Here is a 14,885-nt window from a genome sequence, read left to right on the forward strand (position 1 = left end):
CGCCGGTGGCCGTGTTCGCCGCGCACCTGGCCGCGCTCGCCGCGGTCCGCGCGGTGGTCGCGTCGTCGCGGGCCTGCCTTGCCGCCGCGTCCGCGGGCACCTGGTAGCCGCCCCCACGAGCCGCCGCGGCGCCCGCCTCCATGGCCGCCGCGCGTGCCTCGGCCGCCAGTTGTGCCTTCTCTGCCGCGAACGCGCGGTCACGGGCTCGGTTGGCGTTGGTCTCCTCATCGCCGGCCTTACGCTCGTAGTCGGCGGTGATCCCGTCCTGCCTCTCGGCGTCCTGCCGCGCCCCCAGCGCGATACCGGCCTGGCGATCGGCTTCCCGCCGCGCCGCGTGCGCGGCCGCTGCCTGCTTCTCGGCCTTTCCCCGTGCCGCGGCGGCGTTCGCACGTTCCCGCTCCGCAGTGGCGCGCGCGGCCGCCGCGTTCTGTGCTTCACGTTCGGCGGTGATCCGGGCGTTGCGCGTCCGCTCCGCCGCCGCCCACGCCCGCGACTCGGCGGACTCGGCTGCCTGCCGGGCCGCCTTCGTCCTGGCCGCAGCGTCCTTCGCGGCGTTGGCCTGCGCACGGGCAGCTTCGGCGAGCTGAGCCGCCGCCTTCGCATGTTCCTCGGCGTGCAGACGCCACTGCTTCGCTTCTTCGGCGTGCCGCTCGGCCTTCTGCTGCGCGTCGCGTGCCTGGTCGGTGTAGGCGGTCGCGTCGATCGCGTGCTGCGCGGTCTCGGCCGCGTGCACCGCGGCCTGTGCCGCGTCCGCCATCCCCTTGGCGATCTCGGCCCACTGCGTGCCGTACGTCAGCCCGGTTTCGACGAGGATGTTCGCCTGCACCTGGGCGGAAGCCGACGCCTGCTGCGCCGAAGTCGCCGCCTGCCCCGCGTATCCGAGCTGACGGGCGACCTCGTCCTTCACCCCGTTGAACGCGTCCACGGGGTGCTGGCCGCCGGCGTTGTTCGCCGCGAGGATCTGCGCGGCCTTCCGCGCCTCGTTTCCCGCCGACACCAACGCGTTCGACGCGTTCTCCAGTGCGCGCACGCCGTTTCCGTGTGCCACCAGCAGATCGCGCCGCGCCTGAGCCGCCCGCGCGGCCTTGCGCGCCAGCTCGGACGCTTCCTCGGCGGCCTTGTTCCGCGCCTCCTCGTCCTTGATCTGCTGTTCGCGCGCGTCGGCGTCGGCCTTCGCCGCCGTGAGGTAACCGGTGTTCAGGAACTCGATGATCGCCGCGTCACCGGCGTTGAGTGCCTGCTGCGCCGCCGCCTTCACCGCGGGGCTGCCCACCCCGGCCAGTATCTGCACCCTTGTCCGGAGTTCCGCCGCCCGGCGCTGTGCGTCCTGGGTGACCTCCGCGTCCCGCTGCCGCGCGATGTCCTTGCCGTAGGCCAGGAACAGCATCCGATCGGAGTCCGTGCCCGCGAGCACACGCTCGACCTCGGCGTTGAAGTACGGGCCGCCGGTGCCCCGCATCGGCTCGATCTCTGCGCGGTCCTTCCGCGCCTGCTCCTGTTTCCGCGCGGTCGCGCGCCGCTGGGCCTCGGTGAGTCCGCTGTTGAGGAACGCCATGATCGCGTCGTTGCCACCGGCGAGTGCGGCCGACGCGGCGTCCCGGACCTCCTGGTCCTCGGCCAGTTCGGCGTTGTCGACGACGATCTGCCGGATCCGCGGATCGACCAGCAGCTCCGGCGGGATTCCGGTCTTCCCGTCCCACTCGCGATAGAGCGGCTCCGAAGGCGGGTCCGGCACCGGATCACCGTCACCCGCCACGGACGACGCGGCGAGACTCGGCTGGGAAACGGGTGCCGCGGACGGTTGCAGCAGTCCGGCGAACACCGCAACGGCCATGGCGGCAGCCACGGCGGATCTCTTCAGGCTCATGATTCCCCTCACGGAAAGGCATGGCTGGGTGTCCTAAGCAGACAAAGCTCACTCAGGGCATTCAGGCCGTTCTTTTCCACACCCCAGACGAATTCACTCGGCCGATCAGCCCAGTGCGCAACACGCATTCGGACCACTCACCACAGTGCCGAAACCGCCGTGTTTCAAAAGCGGTTTCGGTAAAGCTGAGGTAAGCAGAACACTCACGGACACGGCAAGAGGGAAGAACATCACGATCTCGCCCGTCCGGTAACCAGTAACAAACCGGCCTTCGCGGCGATGAGAAGAAAGATCCCGGTCAGCGATCCATATCCGCTTCCCGGTGAAAACCGTGCCCGGAATCAGCGGGCGTGGCCTGCCGCGTTGAGCGCGCTGGCGACGTCGCCGACTTCGAGAACGCGGATGCCCGACGGGAGCTTTCCGGAGTCCGGCGGCACCAGCGCGTGCGTGAACCCGAGCCGGGCGGCCTCGGCGAGGCGACGGCCGACGTTCGGGACGCGCCGGACCTCCCCGGCCAGCCCCACCTCACCCACCGAGACCAACCGCGGCGAAAGCGCCACGTCACCAATCGAGGAAGACAGCGCGAGCACCACCGCGAGGTCGATCGCCGGTTCGGTGATCTTCATCCCGCCCACGGTCGCCACGTAGACGTCCTTGTCCCCCATCTTGAGCCCGCCGCGCTTCTCCAGCACCGCGAGCACCATCGCGACCCGCGCCGAGTCCAGTCCGCTCACCGCGCGTCGCGGCTGCGGCATCGACGACTGCGAGACCAGCGCCTGCACCTCGCCCAGCAGCGGTCGCTTGCCCTCCACGGTCACCGTGATCGCCGTCCCCGGCACCGGCTCGGCGGTGTGGCTCATGAACAGCCCGGACGGATCGGGCACCCCGGCGATGCCGTCCTCCCGCAGCTCGAAACAGCCGATCTCGTCCGCGGCGCCGAACCGGTTCTTGATCCCCCTGACCAGCCGCAGCGTCGAGTGCTTGTCGCCCTCGAACTGCAGCACGACGTCCACCAGGTGCTCCAGCACCCGCGGCCCGGCGACCGATCCGTCCTTCGTGACGTGCCCCACGAGCACGACCGGCAGCCCGCGTTCCTTCGCCAGCGCGACGAGCCCGGAGGTCACCGCGCGCACCTGCGTCACCCCACCGGGCGACCCTTCGACCTGTGGGGAGGCCATCGTCTGGACCGAGTCGACGATCAGCACGCCCGGCTTGACCGCGTCGACGTGCCCGAGGATCGCCGCGAGATCGCTCTCCGCGGCCAGGAACATGTCCTGGTGGACGTTCCCGGTGCGTTCGGCACGCAGCCGGACCTGCCCCGCGGACTCCTCACCCGTGACATACAGCGCCCGATCGACGGTGGCCGCCCACTGGTAGGCCACTTCGAGCAGCAATGTCGACTTGCCGACACCGGGTTCCCCGGCGAGCAGCACCACCGCCCCGGGCACCAGCCCGCCCCCGAGCACCCGATCCAGCTCGGACACCCCGGTCGGCCGGGCCCGCGCCGTCTCGACGTCGACCTCGGCGATCGGCCGGGCGGGTGCGCTCGGCGCCCCGGCCGCGACCCGCGTGATCGCCGGGCGCGAGGACCCACGCTCCTCAAGCGTGCCCCAGGCATGACATTCCGGACAGCGGCCCAGCCACTTGGCCGCCTCGTACCCGCATTCGGCGCAGCGGTACGCGACGCCGCCCTTCTTCACCACCCGCGCAGGCTAACGGCCGGCACCGACAGAATCAGTGACCCTCGGCCTTGGCCTCGCCGCCGCTGGTGCGCGCGTGCGCCGGCGCGGCGACGGGCAGCTCGACGGTGATCGGGCCGGCGTTCTGGAACACGAACGTCACCTTGATCGTCTGGCCGGGCCACAGCGGGTTCTTCAGGCCCTGCAGCGCCACGGTCCCGACGCCGACGACGTCGCCCGCGGCCGCGCTGCTGCTCGGCGCGGCGCTGGAGGACGGTGCGCCCGACGAGGACGGGGCACCGCTCGACGAGGGGGCGCCACTCGAACTCGGCGTGCTCTGCGGCGAGGACGACGGGGCCTTCTCGGTGGTCGACTCGACCGCGTCACCGGGGCCGATGACGAGGGAGTGCCCGGCCACGACGGCCTTCGAGCCGCCGAGAGCGGCGTTTCCGGTCGCGGCCTCCGAGGTGACCGACACCAGCGTGTCGTCCTGCTTGCCCTGGTTCACGATCGTCAGGGTCAGCGGCGCCGCGGCACCGGCCTGGTAGGCCGCGCCCTTCGCCGGGTACTGCACCGCCGCGTTGCGCAGCGACAGCGTCTTCACCTGCGCGAGGGTGCCGTTGACCGCGGGCTCCTGCGTGTCCGTCTGGGTGATCTGACCGGCACCACATCCGGCGAGCGCCAACGCGGCGCCGAGCGCCAGCACGCCCGCGCCGAACACGCGACGATTCTGCAGCCTCACGTCCGCGGTCCTTCCCTTTCGCCGACTCGTCACCGCGAAGACTAGCCGGGCGTATCCGCCGGGGCAGAACCACCTCCGCGTTGCGAAGCACCGCCATCCAAGATCAACCGTCCACAAAGGAATTCGAACGGGATTCCATGGCTGTCGCGAAAAGCTTTCGGGCTCACCTGCGTGAGCACGGGGCGTTGAGGTTTGTCAACCCCCGCTCAGGCCGCTGACCTGCGAGGACTGCCCCGGGGCGCTAGGTGGGCGTCAACGGCACGTGCTAGGATGGAGTCAGCGAAAGGGGCAGAGGACACATGGTTTTCAAGGTCGGAGAGACCGTCGTCTACCCGCACCACGGTGCCGCACTCATCGAAGCCATCGAAACCCGCGTGATCAAGGGCGAGGAGAAGAAGTACCTCGTCCTCAAGGTCGCGCAAGGGGATCTTACGGTTCGCGTGCCCGCTGACAACGCCGAGATCGTCGGCGTTCGCGATGTCGTCGGGCAAGAAGGACTGGACAAGGTTTTCGACGTACTGCGTGCTCCCCACACCGAGGAGCCCACCAACTGGTCTCGTCGGTACAAGGCCAACCTCGAGAAGCTCGCCTCCGGCGATGTGAACAAGGTGGCCGAAGTGGTGCGCGACCTCTGGCGGCGAGAGAAGGACCGCGGACTTTCAGCTGGTGAGAAACGTATGCTGGCTAAAGCGCGGCAAATTCTGGTCAGCGAGCTCGCGCTCGCGGAGGGCACCGACGAGGGCAAGGCTGAGGTCCTCCTCGACGAGGTCCTGGAAACCGCGACGGCCTGATCCCCGGACGTCCGGAGGAGGCGCCGGACGACCACACTCTACGATCGCGATCTGATGAACTCCGTCGCGTTCGTGACCGTCGCACACCACGCGGCCGACACCGAGCTCGCGCTCACGCCGGTCCACGGTGAAGCTCTACTCACGCATACCGTTCGGGGGCTGCTCGACGTACCGGATTTTCACCCGGTGGTCGTGGTGGCCCCCGTTCGTTGTGCGCCCGCTTTCCGCGAGGTCCTCGCCGGGCTCCCGCGGCGCTGCCGGGTGCTGCCCGGCGACTCGGTCCGCGGTGCCTTCGCGGCCATCGAGGCCGAGCTTTCCCCTGAAGCCATCGTGCTGGTGCACGACGCCCTGCGCGCCTTCACTCCTGCGGAAACGTTCCGTGACGTGCTCGCCACCGTCCGCTCAGGCGCACCGGTCGTCATCCCGGTGCTGCCCATGGCCGACACCGTGAAGGTGACCGACGAGGCCCGGCTGATCACCCGCACCGAGGACCGCACGCACCTGCGCACCGCGCAGACCCCGCTCGGATTCTCCGCCGACGCGTTCCGCGCCGTGTGCGCCGAGGGGGAACCCGATCTCGCGGCCGCGATCCGCGCCGGGGCCGTCACCGTCGACGGCCACCCGGACGCGATGCGCGTCGACAGCCCTTTCGCGCTGACACTCGCCGAGGCCATCGCGGCCGCGGCCGGCACCGAGGAGACCCTGTGAGGATCGGCAACGGCGTCGACGTGCACCCGATCGAGCCCGGCCGGGACTGCTGGATGGCCGGGCTCCACTGGCCGGGCGTCGACGGCTGTGCCGGGCATTCCGACGGTGACGTCGCCTCGCACGCCCTGTGCGACGCGCTGCTGTCGGCTGCGGGGCTCGGCGACCTCGGCGCGGTCTTCGGCACCGGCGATCCCCGGATGGACGGGGCACACGGGGCCGAGATGCTCGCCGAGGTCCGGGAACTGATCACGACGCACGGCTGGCGGGTCGGGAACGCGAGCGTGCAGATCGTCGGCAACGCGCCGCGGATCGGGAAGCGCCGCGACGAGGCGCAGCGCGTGCTGAGCGAGGCCGTCGGCGGCCCGGTGAGCGTCGCCGGGACGACCTCGGACGGGCTCGGGCTGACCGGGCGCGGCGAGGGCATCGCCGCGTTCGCCACGGCGCTGCTCCTACCTGATGGGAACCCGGAATGACCGATCGCCGTCGAGGGTTTTCCCTGGCATGGGAATCCCTCTCGACGAAGCCGTCCGCGAGCTGGTCGACGGCAGGAACTTCGCCACCGCCGCCACGGTGAACCCCGACGGCAGTCCGCAGACCTCGATCATCTGGGTCGGCCGCGACGGCGACGACGTCCTGTTCTCCGCCACCGAAGCGCGGCTGAAGGTCCGGAACCTCCGCCGCGACCCGCGGATCAGCCTGTCGATCCTGGACGGCGAGAACCCGTACCGGTACGCCGAGATCCGGGGCACGGTGACGATCGAAGACGACCCGGCGAGGAGCCTGCCGACAGCGCTTTCGCACAAGTACCTCGGCAAGCCCTACCCCGAGGAGCCGCCGGAGGTCGTACGCGTGATCGTGCGCGTCCACGCCGAGAAGATCGTCTCCTTCCCGTGAACCGGACGGACCGGCGGCGTTTAGGCTCGGCGACATGGCATTGACCTTCAACGAGGCCACCAGGGCCCTCCTCGACGGCAAGAACTTCCCGGTGCTGGCCACACTCAACAAGGACGGCTCGGCCCAGACCTCGGTCCTGTGGGCCAAGCGCGACGGTGACACGCTGATCTTCGCGACGGTGCGCGGCAGGCTCAAGGAACGCAACATGACCCGCGACCCGCGGGTGTCGGTGTCGGTCTTCGATCAGGACGACCCGTACAGCTACGTGGAGATCCGCGGCCGTGCCGAGTTGACCGACGAGGGCGGCCGCGAGCTGATCGACGAGCTGTCGCACAAGTACCTTGGCAAGCCCTACCCCGAGGAGCCGCCGGAGGTCGTACGCGTGCTGGTGCGCGTCATCCCGGAAAAGATCGTCGGCAACGCCGCCTGATTGCACCCTCCGCAACTCGCCGCCGAATGGCTGGATTCCAGTGCGGGCGACGCCACAATTCGGCGGCGAGTCGCAGGTGGACGCGGCTAATGTGGCGGACGTGACCACGATTCGGGCTGTGCTCTTCGACTTCTCCGGCACGTTGTTCCGCCTCGAGCAGGACGAAACCTGGCTGACCGATCTCACCGACCACGAGGGCGAGCGGCTCGACATCGAGGCGCAGGCCGAGCTCATGCGGCGGATGACCGCCCCGGTCGGCCAGGTGGTCGACCTCGATCCCGACCATCTGCACGCCTGGCACAACCGCGACCGCGACCCCGGCCTGCACCGGAAGGTCTACCTCGAAGTGCTGCGCCAGTCCGGCGTCCCGCGTCCCGAGCAGGCCGCCGCGCTGTACGAACGCCTCATCGATCCCGGCCAGTGGACGCCCTACCCCGACACCGAGACCGTGCTCAAGAGCGCCGCGGAGAAGGGGCTGAAGGTGGGTGTGCTGAGCAACATCGCCTTCGACATCCGGCCCGCGTTCACCCAGCGGGGCTGGGACACCCACGTCGACGAGTTCGTCCTGTCCTACGAGGTCGGCGCGATCAAACCGGAGCTGGAGATCTTCCGGAAGGCGGTGGGGAGCCTCGGCGTGCGCGCCGAGGAGACGCTGATGGTCGGCGACAGCGAGGAGGCCGACGGCGGGGCGAGGGCCCTGGGCTGCGAGTTCGCGCTGGTCGACCCGCTGCCCACGACCGAGCGGCCGGACGCCCTGCTCGCGGCCCTGCGAGCGCACGAGCTTTTGTGAGCACCCCCGGTCGCGCGCTGACCGGTTGCGACATCGCCCACACCGACCCCGTACCCTTTGAGGGTGACCCTCCACCTTTTCGACACCGCGACCCGGAGCGTGCGGGAGTTCCATCCCGTCCGTAGCGGAACGGCGTCCATCTATGTGTGTGGGGCCACCGTGCAGGGCGTTCCGCACATCGGGCACGTCCGCGGCTCACTGAACTACGACGTGCTGCGCCGCTGGCTTGTCCACAGTGGACTCGACGTTTTCCTGGTACGCAACGTCACCGACATCGACGACAAGATCCTGACCAAGGCCGCCGACCACGGCAGGCCGTGGTGGGAGTGGGCGGCCACGCACGAGCGCGCGTTCGAGGACGCGTACGACCGGCTCGGCTGCCTGCCGCCGTCGATCAACCCCCGCGCGACCGGGCACGTCACCCAGATGGTGCAACTCATGGAGCGCCTGATCGACCGCGGCCACGCCTACGCTGCGGACGGCGACGTGTACTTCTCGGTCAAGTCGTTCGACGCCTACGGCGCGCTGTCCGGGCAGCAGCTCGACGACGTCCAGCAGGGCGAGACGCCGACCAGGGGCAAGCGCGACCCGCGCGACTTCGCGCTGTGGAAGAGCGCGAAACCCGGCGAGCCGTCGTGGCCGACGCCGTGGGGTGACGGGCGTCCCGGCTGGCACCTGGAGTGCTCGGCGATGGCGACGGCGTACCTCGGCGCGGAGTTCGACATCCACGGCGGCGGCGTCGACCTGGTGTTCCCGCACCACGAGAACGAGCGGGCGCAGTCGAACGCGGCGGGTGACCCGTTCGCGCGGTTCTGGCTGCACAACGCGTGGGTCACCATGTCCGGCGAGAAGATGTCAAAGTCGCTGGGCAACACCGTGTCGATCCCGCAGATGCTGGCGGACTACCGGGCGCCCGAGCTGCGGTACTACCTCGTCCAGCCGCACTACCGCTCGACCATCGAGTACTCCGACGGCGCGCTGTCGGAGGCCGCGCAGGGCTATCGGCGGATCGAGCAGTTCCTCCGCCGCGCCGCGAGCCAGGCCGGGGTGGTGCCGATCGGCGCGCTCCCCGCCGAGTTCACCGCCGCGATGGACGACGACCTGGCCACTCCGCAGGCGTTCGCCGTGGTCCACAACACGGTCCGCGACGGTAACGCCGCGCTGGACGCGGCCGACACCCCCAAGGCACTCGAACTCGCCGCCGCCGTGCGCGCGATGACCGACGTGCTCGGTCTCGACCCGCTCTCCGCGCGCTGGTCCGAGGCGGGCGGTTCCGAGACGCCCACCCGCCAGGCGCTGGCCGGACTCGTGGAAGGGCTGCTCGCCGAACGGCAGCGAGCCCGCGCCGAGAAGGACTTCGCCCGCGCGGACGCCGCCCGTGATCGCCTCCAGGAGGCGGGCATCGTGGTGGAGGACACCCCGAACGGTCCACAGTGGACTGTCAGGAACTCCTGACCGTCCACGGCCGTAACCGAGAACAAGGATCTTTCAGCATGGCAGGCAACTCCCGGCGCCAGGGCGCTATCCGCAAGCCCGGTACGAAGAAGGGCCAGGTCGTCGGCTCCGGCGGGCAGCGCCGGAAGGGCCTGGAGGGCAAGGGCCCGACGCCCAGGGCGGAGGACCGGCCGGGGCACAAGGCGTACCGCGCGGCCAACGCGGCGAAACGCCGTGACGAGCAGCGCGCGAAGAAGGCCGACAAGCCCGAGCTGATCGCCGGGCGCAACCCGGTGGTCGAGGCGCTGCGTGCCGACGTCCCGGCGGTGGCGCTGTACGTCGCGCTGAACATCGAGATCGACGACCGCGTCAACGAGGCCGTGCGGCTCGCGGGCGACAAGGGCATCTCGATCCTGGAGATCCCGCGTGAGGAGCTCGACCGCAAGACGAACCGCGCGATGCACCAGGGGCTCGGCCTGCAGGTGCCGCCGTTCGACTACGCGCACCCGGACGACCTGATGGCGGTGGCGCGGGACTCAGGCCAGACCCCGCTGTTCGTCGCGCTCGACGGCGTCACCGACCCGCGGAACCTGGGCGCGGTGATCCGCTCGGCGGCCGCGTTCGGTGCCCAGGGCGTGCTGCTGCCGGAGCGTCGCAGCGCCGGGATGACCGCGGTCGCCTGGCGGACCAGCGCCGGGACCGCGGCGAAGCTGCCGATCGCGGTGGCGACGAACCTGACCCGTCAGCTCAAGGCGTGGGCGAACGACGGCCTGATGATCGTCGGTCTCGACGCCGACGGCACGGTGGACATCGACGAGCTGGCCCTCGCCGCCGACCCGCTGGTCGTCGTGCTCGGCTCGGAGGGCCGCGGGCTGTCCCGGCTCGTGCGGGAGACCTGCGACGCGACCGTGTCCATCCCGATGGCCGCGGGCGTCGAATCGCTGAACGCCTCGGTCGCCGCCGGTGTCCTGCTCGCCGAGGTCGCCCGCCGCCGCCGCATCGCCGGCCGCGTCTGAGGTTCTTCCGGGGACGAGCGCCCCAATGTGGCATTGGGTGCTCCACTCCTTGCCCCCACCACCACCCTCAACGGAGACGCTCCGCGCCCAGCCCCCAATCCACGCACCCAATGTGGCGTTCGGTGCGTCCAACGCACCGAACGCCACATTGGGGCGCATGAGCCGCGCCGGGGACGGGAGCGAGGGACCTTCGCTACCGCGCCATCGGAGCAGGGGACCTTTACTATCGCGCGGCGGGAGCAAGGGACCTTTGCTACCGCTTCGGCCCCGACCAGCGGGAACGTGACGCTCGTCGCGGCGTGATGCCCGGGCTTCGGCCCACGGGCGTGGGCTATCAGGTTAAGGTCACCAGCGGATAACCGAGGGGGTCCGCGACCGTGTCGTTCATTTCGCCACTGTTCCTGTGGTACTTCATGCCGGCGGTGCTGCTCGCCGTCCTGGTGTGCCCGCGGAGCTGGCGCAACGGCATCGTCGCGGTCGGCAGCCTGCTGTTCTACACGATCGGCGCCGGTTCCTGGCTGCTCCTGCTGCTCGGCTGCATGGTGGTGAACTTCTTCGCCGGGCCGCTGTTGGAGGCCAGCCCGTGGGATCTGCACGGGAAGCGACGGAAACGGATCCTGATCGCCGTCATCGCGTTCGACGTGACGATGCTGGTGATCTGGAAGTACGCCGGGTTCGCGACGCAGCAGATCGCGGCCGTCACGCACTGGTTCGGCGGCGACTTCCCGGTGGCGCACCTGGTGGTGCCGATCGGGATCTCGTTCTACACCTTCCACCACATCTCCTACGTGGTGGACATCTACCGCGGCGAGCGGCACGCGCTGCGCAACCCGGTCGCCTTCGCCGCGTACATCGCGATGTTCCCGCAGCTGGTCGCGGGGCCCATCGTGCGTTACCGCGAGATCGCCGACCAGCTCCCGCAGCTGCGTTCGCACCGTCTCGACGACATCGCGGCGGGATTCCCCCGGTTCGCGCTCGGGCTGTGCAAGAAGGCGATCATCGCCGACTCGCTGAGCCCGATGGTCGAAGCCTGTTTCGCCACCCCGAGCGACCAGATGACGTTCGCGACCGCGTGGCTCGGTGCCATCGGCTACACGCTCCAGCTGTTCTTCGACTTCTCCGGGTACTCCGACATGGCGATCGGGCTGGGCCGGATGCTCGGGTTCCGGTTGCCGGAGAACTTCGCGCGGCCGTACTCGTCGGTGACGATCACCGAGTTCTGGCGACGCTGGCACATGTCGCTGTCGCGCTGGTTCCGCGACTACGTCTACATCCCGCTCGGCGGCAACCGCCACGGCGCCGGGCACACCTACCGCAACCTGTGCGTCGTGTTCGTACTGACCGGTTTCTGGCACGGCGCGCAGTGGACGTTCCTGGTGTGGGGCTGCTTCCACGGCGCGCTGCTGGTCATCGAGCGCGCGTTCGGCCTCGACCTCCAACCGGCGAACCGCGGGGCGCGTATCGCCCGGCGGGCGCTGACGCTGGTGCTCGTCGTGTTCGGCTGGGTGTTCTTCAAGTCGGCCGATCTACCGCACGCGCTGAACATGATCGGCCACATGCTCCTGCCGGACTTCGGCGGCCTCGGTGCCGCCGTCGAAAGCGCGCTGACCAACCAGCGGCTGGTCATCCTGCTCGCCGCGCTCGCCGTCGTCTTCCTGCCTTCGCACCCGGTGACCGGACCGCTGCTGGAGTCCTCCCGCAGCAGGCCCGCCACCGCACTGCGCATCGGCGTCATGACGGTCGGGCTCGTCTACGCCGCCATCCTCGTCGCGACCGGCACGTTCAGCCCGTTCCTCTACTACCAGTTCTGAGCCCGGACGCCGCCCGCGTATTCCCACGCGGTTCTTTCTTGATCCGAAAAAACCTCCTTGCCCTGCCGCCTTTCCGCTGGTGAGAAGCGTCGAACCGCCTTACGACACAGCCCGGGGTTTCGCGCGTTTGGCGGTTAACCACTCACTGACTACGCTTGCACAGCGTGACTTGGTCACTGTCCGGCATTCCCCCGAATTTCTTATTTCATCGTTCACTCCGGGCGCGTAAAGTGACTCCCCGCGCTCGAACAGATACGCACCGCACTTTTTCGTTCGAGCGATCCAAGGAGGTGACCTGTGGCAGCGGACGCCGGGCGGCTCCGCCGTACTCCATTGCACGAGATCTTCTGGACCAGGACGAGTCTTCTGTTGTTCGTGCTCGTCGTGGTCGCCGGCCTCAGTCTGTGGATCGCGAGCACCATGGACGCCGGCGCGGGCAAAACCCTGCTCACGTCATTGGGAAACGGCACCCTGATCTCCGCCGTGGTCGGATTCGGCCAGACCCTGATCACCGCGAGCGCCTCCCAGCGCGCGCTGGTGACGCCGGTGATCGAGGAAAGCCGCCGAGCCATGGAGGATCTCAGCGCCGAATACCGTTCGCTCAACAAGGAGTTCTTCCCGACCCACGTCTTCGAAGCGACCACCGATCCCGACCCCGCCTTCAACCGGGTGCTCATGGCCGACCTCGACGCGACGCGGCAGTACTTTTTCCGCGGCTTCTCCGGTCGGCACGCGGCGGCCCGATTGTTGTTGTCCCGCACGGAAAGGGAGCTCCGGGCCGTCATCGCCGACCCGCGCGACGCCGGGGCGATCAGCGGACGGGCCCGCTACCTGCTGCGCCGCGAGGCGGGCGAGGTCGACCTCGAAGAAATCCAGGGCAGGCTCGACGAGGAAATCCACATCGGTCTCGCCGGCCTGTTCCTCGCGCGCAGCCGATGCGCGCAGGTCGACATCACCGTGATCGCCGATCCGCCGCTGGATCGGCTGGAGATGTTCGACGACAGCGTGTGGGTGACGCTGTACAGCGATGTCCGCGGCGCGACCAAACTGTATCCGCGCACGTTGCGGTTCACCGCGGGTTCGTTCCTCTACAACATGGAGCGGGCCGAGTTCCTGCGCGTGTCGCAGGCACGCACCGGCCGCCAGTTCCGCATCACGCCCGCCACCACGCGGGCGGATTTCCTTGCCCTGTTCGAAAAAATCACCGGATCGGCCTTGACGCCGGAGCATTTCCGCGAGCTGGAAGACAAGTTCCACGCCTTCCGGGCGGAATTCTCCGCCGCGGCCGAGCTAGGGAGCTGAACGACTTGCTCACCCGTCTGTCCCCTCTCACCCCGTTGGCCACCCAGTTGCGATCGGCTGCCTTTCCGCTGACGCAGGACTGGGGCGTAGTGGACGCGTGGTTTCGTGCCTGGGTCGCACAGACCGTCCTGCGTGACGAACTCCGCGGCTGGCTGCGCGCGCTGGACCACAAGAAGGCCGAGGCCATCCTGCGTGGTTCCCGGGAAACGACCACCCATTTCGCCTGGTGCCTGCGCGACGTCCAGGGCGAACCGTTTTCCTTCTGGCTGCACGAGTACAAGGCGCTGGAGGACTGGCGCGAAGGCTACGCCGATTCGGTGCACAACCACAGGTATCACTTCTGCACCACAATTCTCAGCGGAAACTATCTGCACGAGCGTTACAGCACGACACGGGATCCGCTGACCGGAATGATCACCGGGGCCCAGCTCCGGCGGCGCACGGTGTGCCAGACCGGTTCGTGCTCGGTGATGCACGCGGACGAATTCCACCGGATCCCGGAGGCCGCCGAGCGGACGATGACCTTCCTGGTGAAATCACGCCCGGTATCCAGTTTCAGCCTCTCCTTCGATCCGGCCACCGGAACCGGGCATCGTCACATTCCGGTCGAGGTCCGATTGGGGGAACTGGCAACTCGCCTCTAGCTACACCCCGACGTCAAAACCGCATACCATTACTCCACCCGTCTTAACCGAAAGCCGGGATCGGAGAGGTGTATGCGTACGCATCAGATTCCGTTACAGAATCGGACTATTCCCCCGTCGGTCGTCACCGCGGTCGAGCACCGGGTGCGCCAGTTGTGCTGGCGTTACGCCAAGCGACTGCCCTTCCACGGCTGGCATCACGTCAGCTTCGTGCGGGCGAAGGCGCTCGGCTTCGCGGGATACAACGGCGCCGACGGTTCCGTCGTGGAGGTGGCCGCCCTCGTCCACGATGTGAACTACCTGGTATTGCGGAACTCCCCGGCCGCCGCCGGCCGGGACCTGCGGCTGGACATCCTCGCCGAATGCGGCGTGCCCGAGAAGGTCGCACGGTGGATCGACAGGATCGTCGACGAGGCGGAGATGGCCACCCGCGGCCGCGACATCTCGCTGGAGGCCCAGGCGCTGAGCGACGCCGACACCCTGTTCAAGGCGCTTCCGGTGACCCCGGTGGTGCTGGCCCACCGCTACCTCCGCGAGAACGACCTGAGCCTCCGCGAGCTGGCGGACAAGATCGTCGGCGAGCAGTGCGACGTCCACGACGAGGGCTACTACTTCTACAACCCGGAAGCCGCCGCGACCTACTCGCGGTGGGCGATGGCGAACCTCCAGTTGTGGCAGTGCATCAAGGAGGCCGTCGACGATCCGACGGTCGCCGAACTGCTCGACGCGGTCCACGCCGTGGACGCGGAAGCGGCCGCCTCCTGACGCTCCGGCCCG

Annotated in this window: 15 protein-coding genes; 12 read left to right on the top strand and 3 right to left on the bottom strand. The window is 69.3% G+C overall.

The genetic code is table 11. The annotated features are described in order from the left end of the window. The 3 genes from ABD987_RS38485 to ABD987_RS38495 all read right to left on the bottom strand — a co-directional run. The coding region (locus tag ABD987_RS38485) for an ALF repeat-containing protein (RefSeq protein ID WP_345406337.1) at positions 1 to 1,867 on the bottom strand (1,867 nt) is incomplete at its 3' end. Between the two features lie 341 nt (positions 1,868 to 2,208). Continuing rightward, positions 2,209 to 3,570 carry a DNA repair protein RadA gene (gene radA / locus ABD987_RS38490; RefSeq protein WP_345406341.1) on the bottom strand — a complete coding sequence of 454 codons (1,362 nt, stop codon included), beginning with the start codon at positions 3,568 to 3,570 and terminating at the stop codon, positions 2,209 to 2,211. A 31-nt stretch (positions 3,571 to 3,601) separates the two neighbouring features. Continuing rightward, positions 3,602 to 4,288: a copper chaperone PCu(A)C domain-containing protein gene (locus ABD987_RS38495; protein ID WP_345406344.1), complete on the bottom strand. Its 687-nt coding sequence runs from the start codon at positions 4,286 to 4,288 to the stop codon at positions 3,602 to 3,604. A 299-nt stretch (positions 4,289 to 4,587) separates the two neighbouring features. On the opposite strand from ABD987_RS38495, the gene ABD987_RS38500 reads away from it, so the two are divergent. The 12 genes from ABD987_RS38500 to ABD987_RS38555 all read left to right on the top strand — a co-directional run bounded on the left by ABD987_RS38500 (position 4,588) and on the right by ABD987_RS38555 (position 14,873). Continuing rightward, positions 4,588 to 5,079, top strand: a complete 492-nt coding sequence (locus ABD987_RS38500) for a CarD family transcriptional regulator (RefSeq protein ID WP_345406347.1) — start codon at positions 4,588 to 4,590, stop codon at positions 5,077 to 5,079. A gap of 54 nt (positions 5,080 to 5,133) precedes the next feature. Then, positions 5,134 to 5,787: an IspD/TarI family cytidylyltransferase gene (locus ABD987_RS38505; RefSeq protein ID WP_345406350.1), complete on the top strand. Its 654-nt coding sequence runs from the start codon at positions 5,134 to 5,136 to the stop codon at positions 5,785 to 5,787. After that, complete coding sequence (ispF, locus tag ABD987_RS38510) at positions 5,784 to 6,260, top strand: 2-C-methyl-D-erythritol 2,4-cyclodiphosphate synthase (RefSeq protein ID WP_345406353.1); 477 nt, start codon at positions 5,784 to 5,786, stop codon at positions 6,258 to 6,260. The genes ABD987_RS38505 and ispF overlap by 4 nt, the downstream gene beginning before the upstream one ends. Positions 6,261 to 6,288: 28 nt before the next feature. Continuing rightward, complete coding sequence (locus tag ABD987_RS38515) at positions 6,289 to 6,681, top strand: PPOX class F420-dependent oxidoreductase (protein ID WP_345406356.1); 393 nt, start codon at positions 6,289 to 6,291, stop codon at positions 6,679 to 6,681. 34 nt (positions 6,682 to 6,715) lie between these two features. Beyond that, positions 6,716 to 7,111, top strand: a complete 396-nt coding sequence (locus ABD987_RS38520; RefSeq protein ID WP_345406359.1) for a PPOX class F420-dependent oxidoreductase — start codon at positions 6,716 to 6,718, stop codon at positions 7,109 to 7,111. 100 nt (positions 7,112 to 7,211) lie between these two features. Beyond that, entirely contained in the window at positions 7,212 to 7,901 is a 690-nt protein-coding gene (locus ABD987_RS38525; RefSeq protein WP_345406362.1) for an HAD family hydrolase, read from the top strand. A gap of 63 nt (positions 7,902 to 7,964) precedes the next feature. Continuing rightward, positions 7,965 to 9,356, top strand: coding sequence for a cysteine--tRNA ligase (gene cysS / locus ABD987_RS38530; protein ID WP_345406365.1), 1,392 nt, complete (start codon positions 7,965 to 7,967; stop codon positions 9,354 to 9,356). A gap of 38 nt (positions 9,357 to 9,394) precedes the next feature. After that, positions 9,395 to 10,351 (top strand): 23S rRNA (guanosine(2251)-2'-O)-methyltransferase RlmB, encoded by a 957-nt coding sequence (rlmB, locus tag ABD987_RS38535; protein WP_345406368.1) that lies wholly within the window; start codon positions 9,395 to 9,397, stop codon positions 10,349 to 10,351. Positions 10,352 to 10,728: 377 nt separating this feature from the next. Beyond that, positions 10,729 to 12,162 carry an MBOAT family O-acyltransferase gene (locus ABD987_RS38540; RefSeq protein ID WP_345406371.1) on the top strand — a complete coding sequence of 478 codons (1,434 nt, stop codon included), beginning with the start codon at positions 10,729 to 10,731 and terminating at the stop codon, positions 12,160 to 12,162. A 420-nt stretch (positions 12,163 to 12,582) separates the two neighbouring features. After that, positions 12,583 to 13,464 (top strand): hypothetical protein, encoded by an 882-nt coding sequence (locus ABD987_RS38545; protein WP_345406772.1) that lies wholly within the window; start codon positions 12,583 to 12,585, stop codon positions 13,462 to 13,464. Positions 13,465 to 13,469: 5 nt separating this feature from the next. After that, positions 13,470 to 14,108: a hypothetical protein gene (locus ABD987_RS38550; RefSeq protein ID WP_345406374.1), complete on the top strand. Its 639-nt coding sequence runs from the start codon at positions 13,470 to 13,472 to the stop codon at positions 14,106 to 14,108. Positions 14,109 to 14,195: 87 nt separating this feature from the next. Continuing rightward, entirely contained in the window at positions 14,196 to 14,873 is a 678-nt protein-coding gene (locus tag ABD987_RS38555) for an HD domain-containing protein (RefSeq protein ID WP_378214098.1), read from the top strand. The last annotated feature ends 12 nt before the right edge of the window (positions 14,874 to 14,885 follow it).

Origin of the sequence: Amycolatopsis samaneae, from assembly GCF_039541975.1 — a bacterium.
GTDB classification, from domain to species: Bacteria; Actinomycetota; Actinomycetes; order Mycobacteriales; family Pseudonocardiaceae; genus Amycolatopsis; species Amycolatopsis samaneae.

Coding starts and splice junctions, on each gene's coding strand:
- ABD987_RS38500 (WP_345406347.1), top strand. CDS start 4,588: ATGGTTTTCAAGGTCGGAGAGACCGTCGTCTACCCGCACCACGGTGCC.
- ABD987_RS38505 (WP_345406350.1), top strand. CDS start 5,134: ATGAACTCCGTCGCGTTCGTGACCGTCGCACACCACGCGGCCGACACC.
- ABD987_RS38515 (WP_345406356.1), top strand. CDS start 6,289: ATGGGAATCCCTCTCGACGAAGCCGTCCGCGAGCTGGTCGACGGCAGG.
- ABD987_RS38520 (WP_345406359.1), top strand. CDS start 6,716: ATGGCATTGACCTTCAACGAGGCCACCAGGGCCCTCCTCGACGGCAAG.
- rlmB (WP_345406368.1), top strand. CDS start 9,395: ATGGCAGGCAACTCCCGGCGCCAGGGCGCTATCCGCAAGCCCGGTACG.
- ABD987_RS38545 (WP_345406772.1), top strand. CDS start 12,583: ATGGACGCCGGCGCGGGCAAAACCCTGCTCACGTCATTGGGAAACGGC.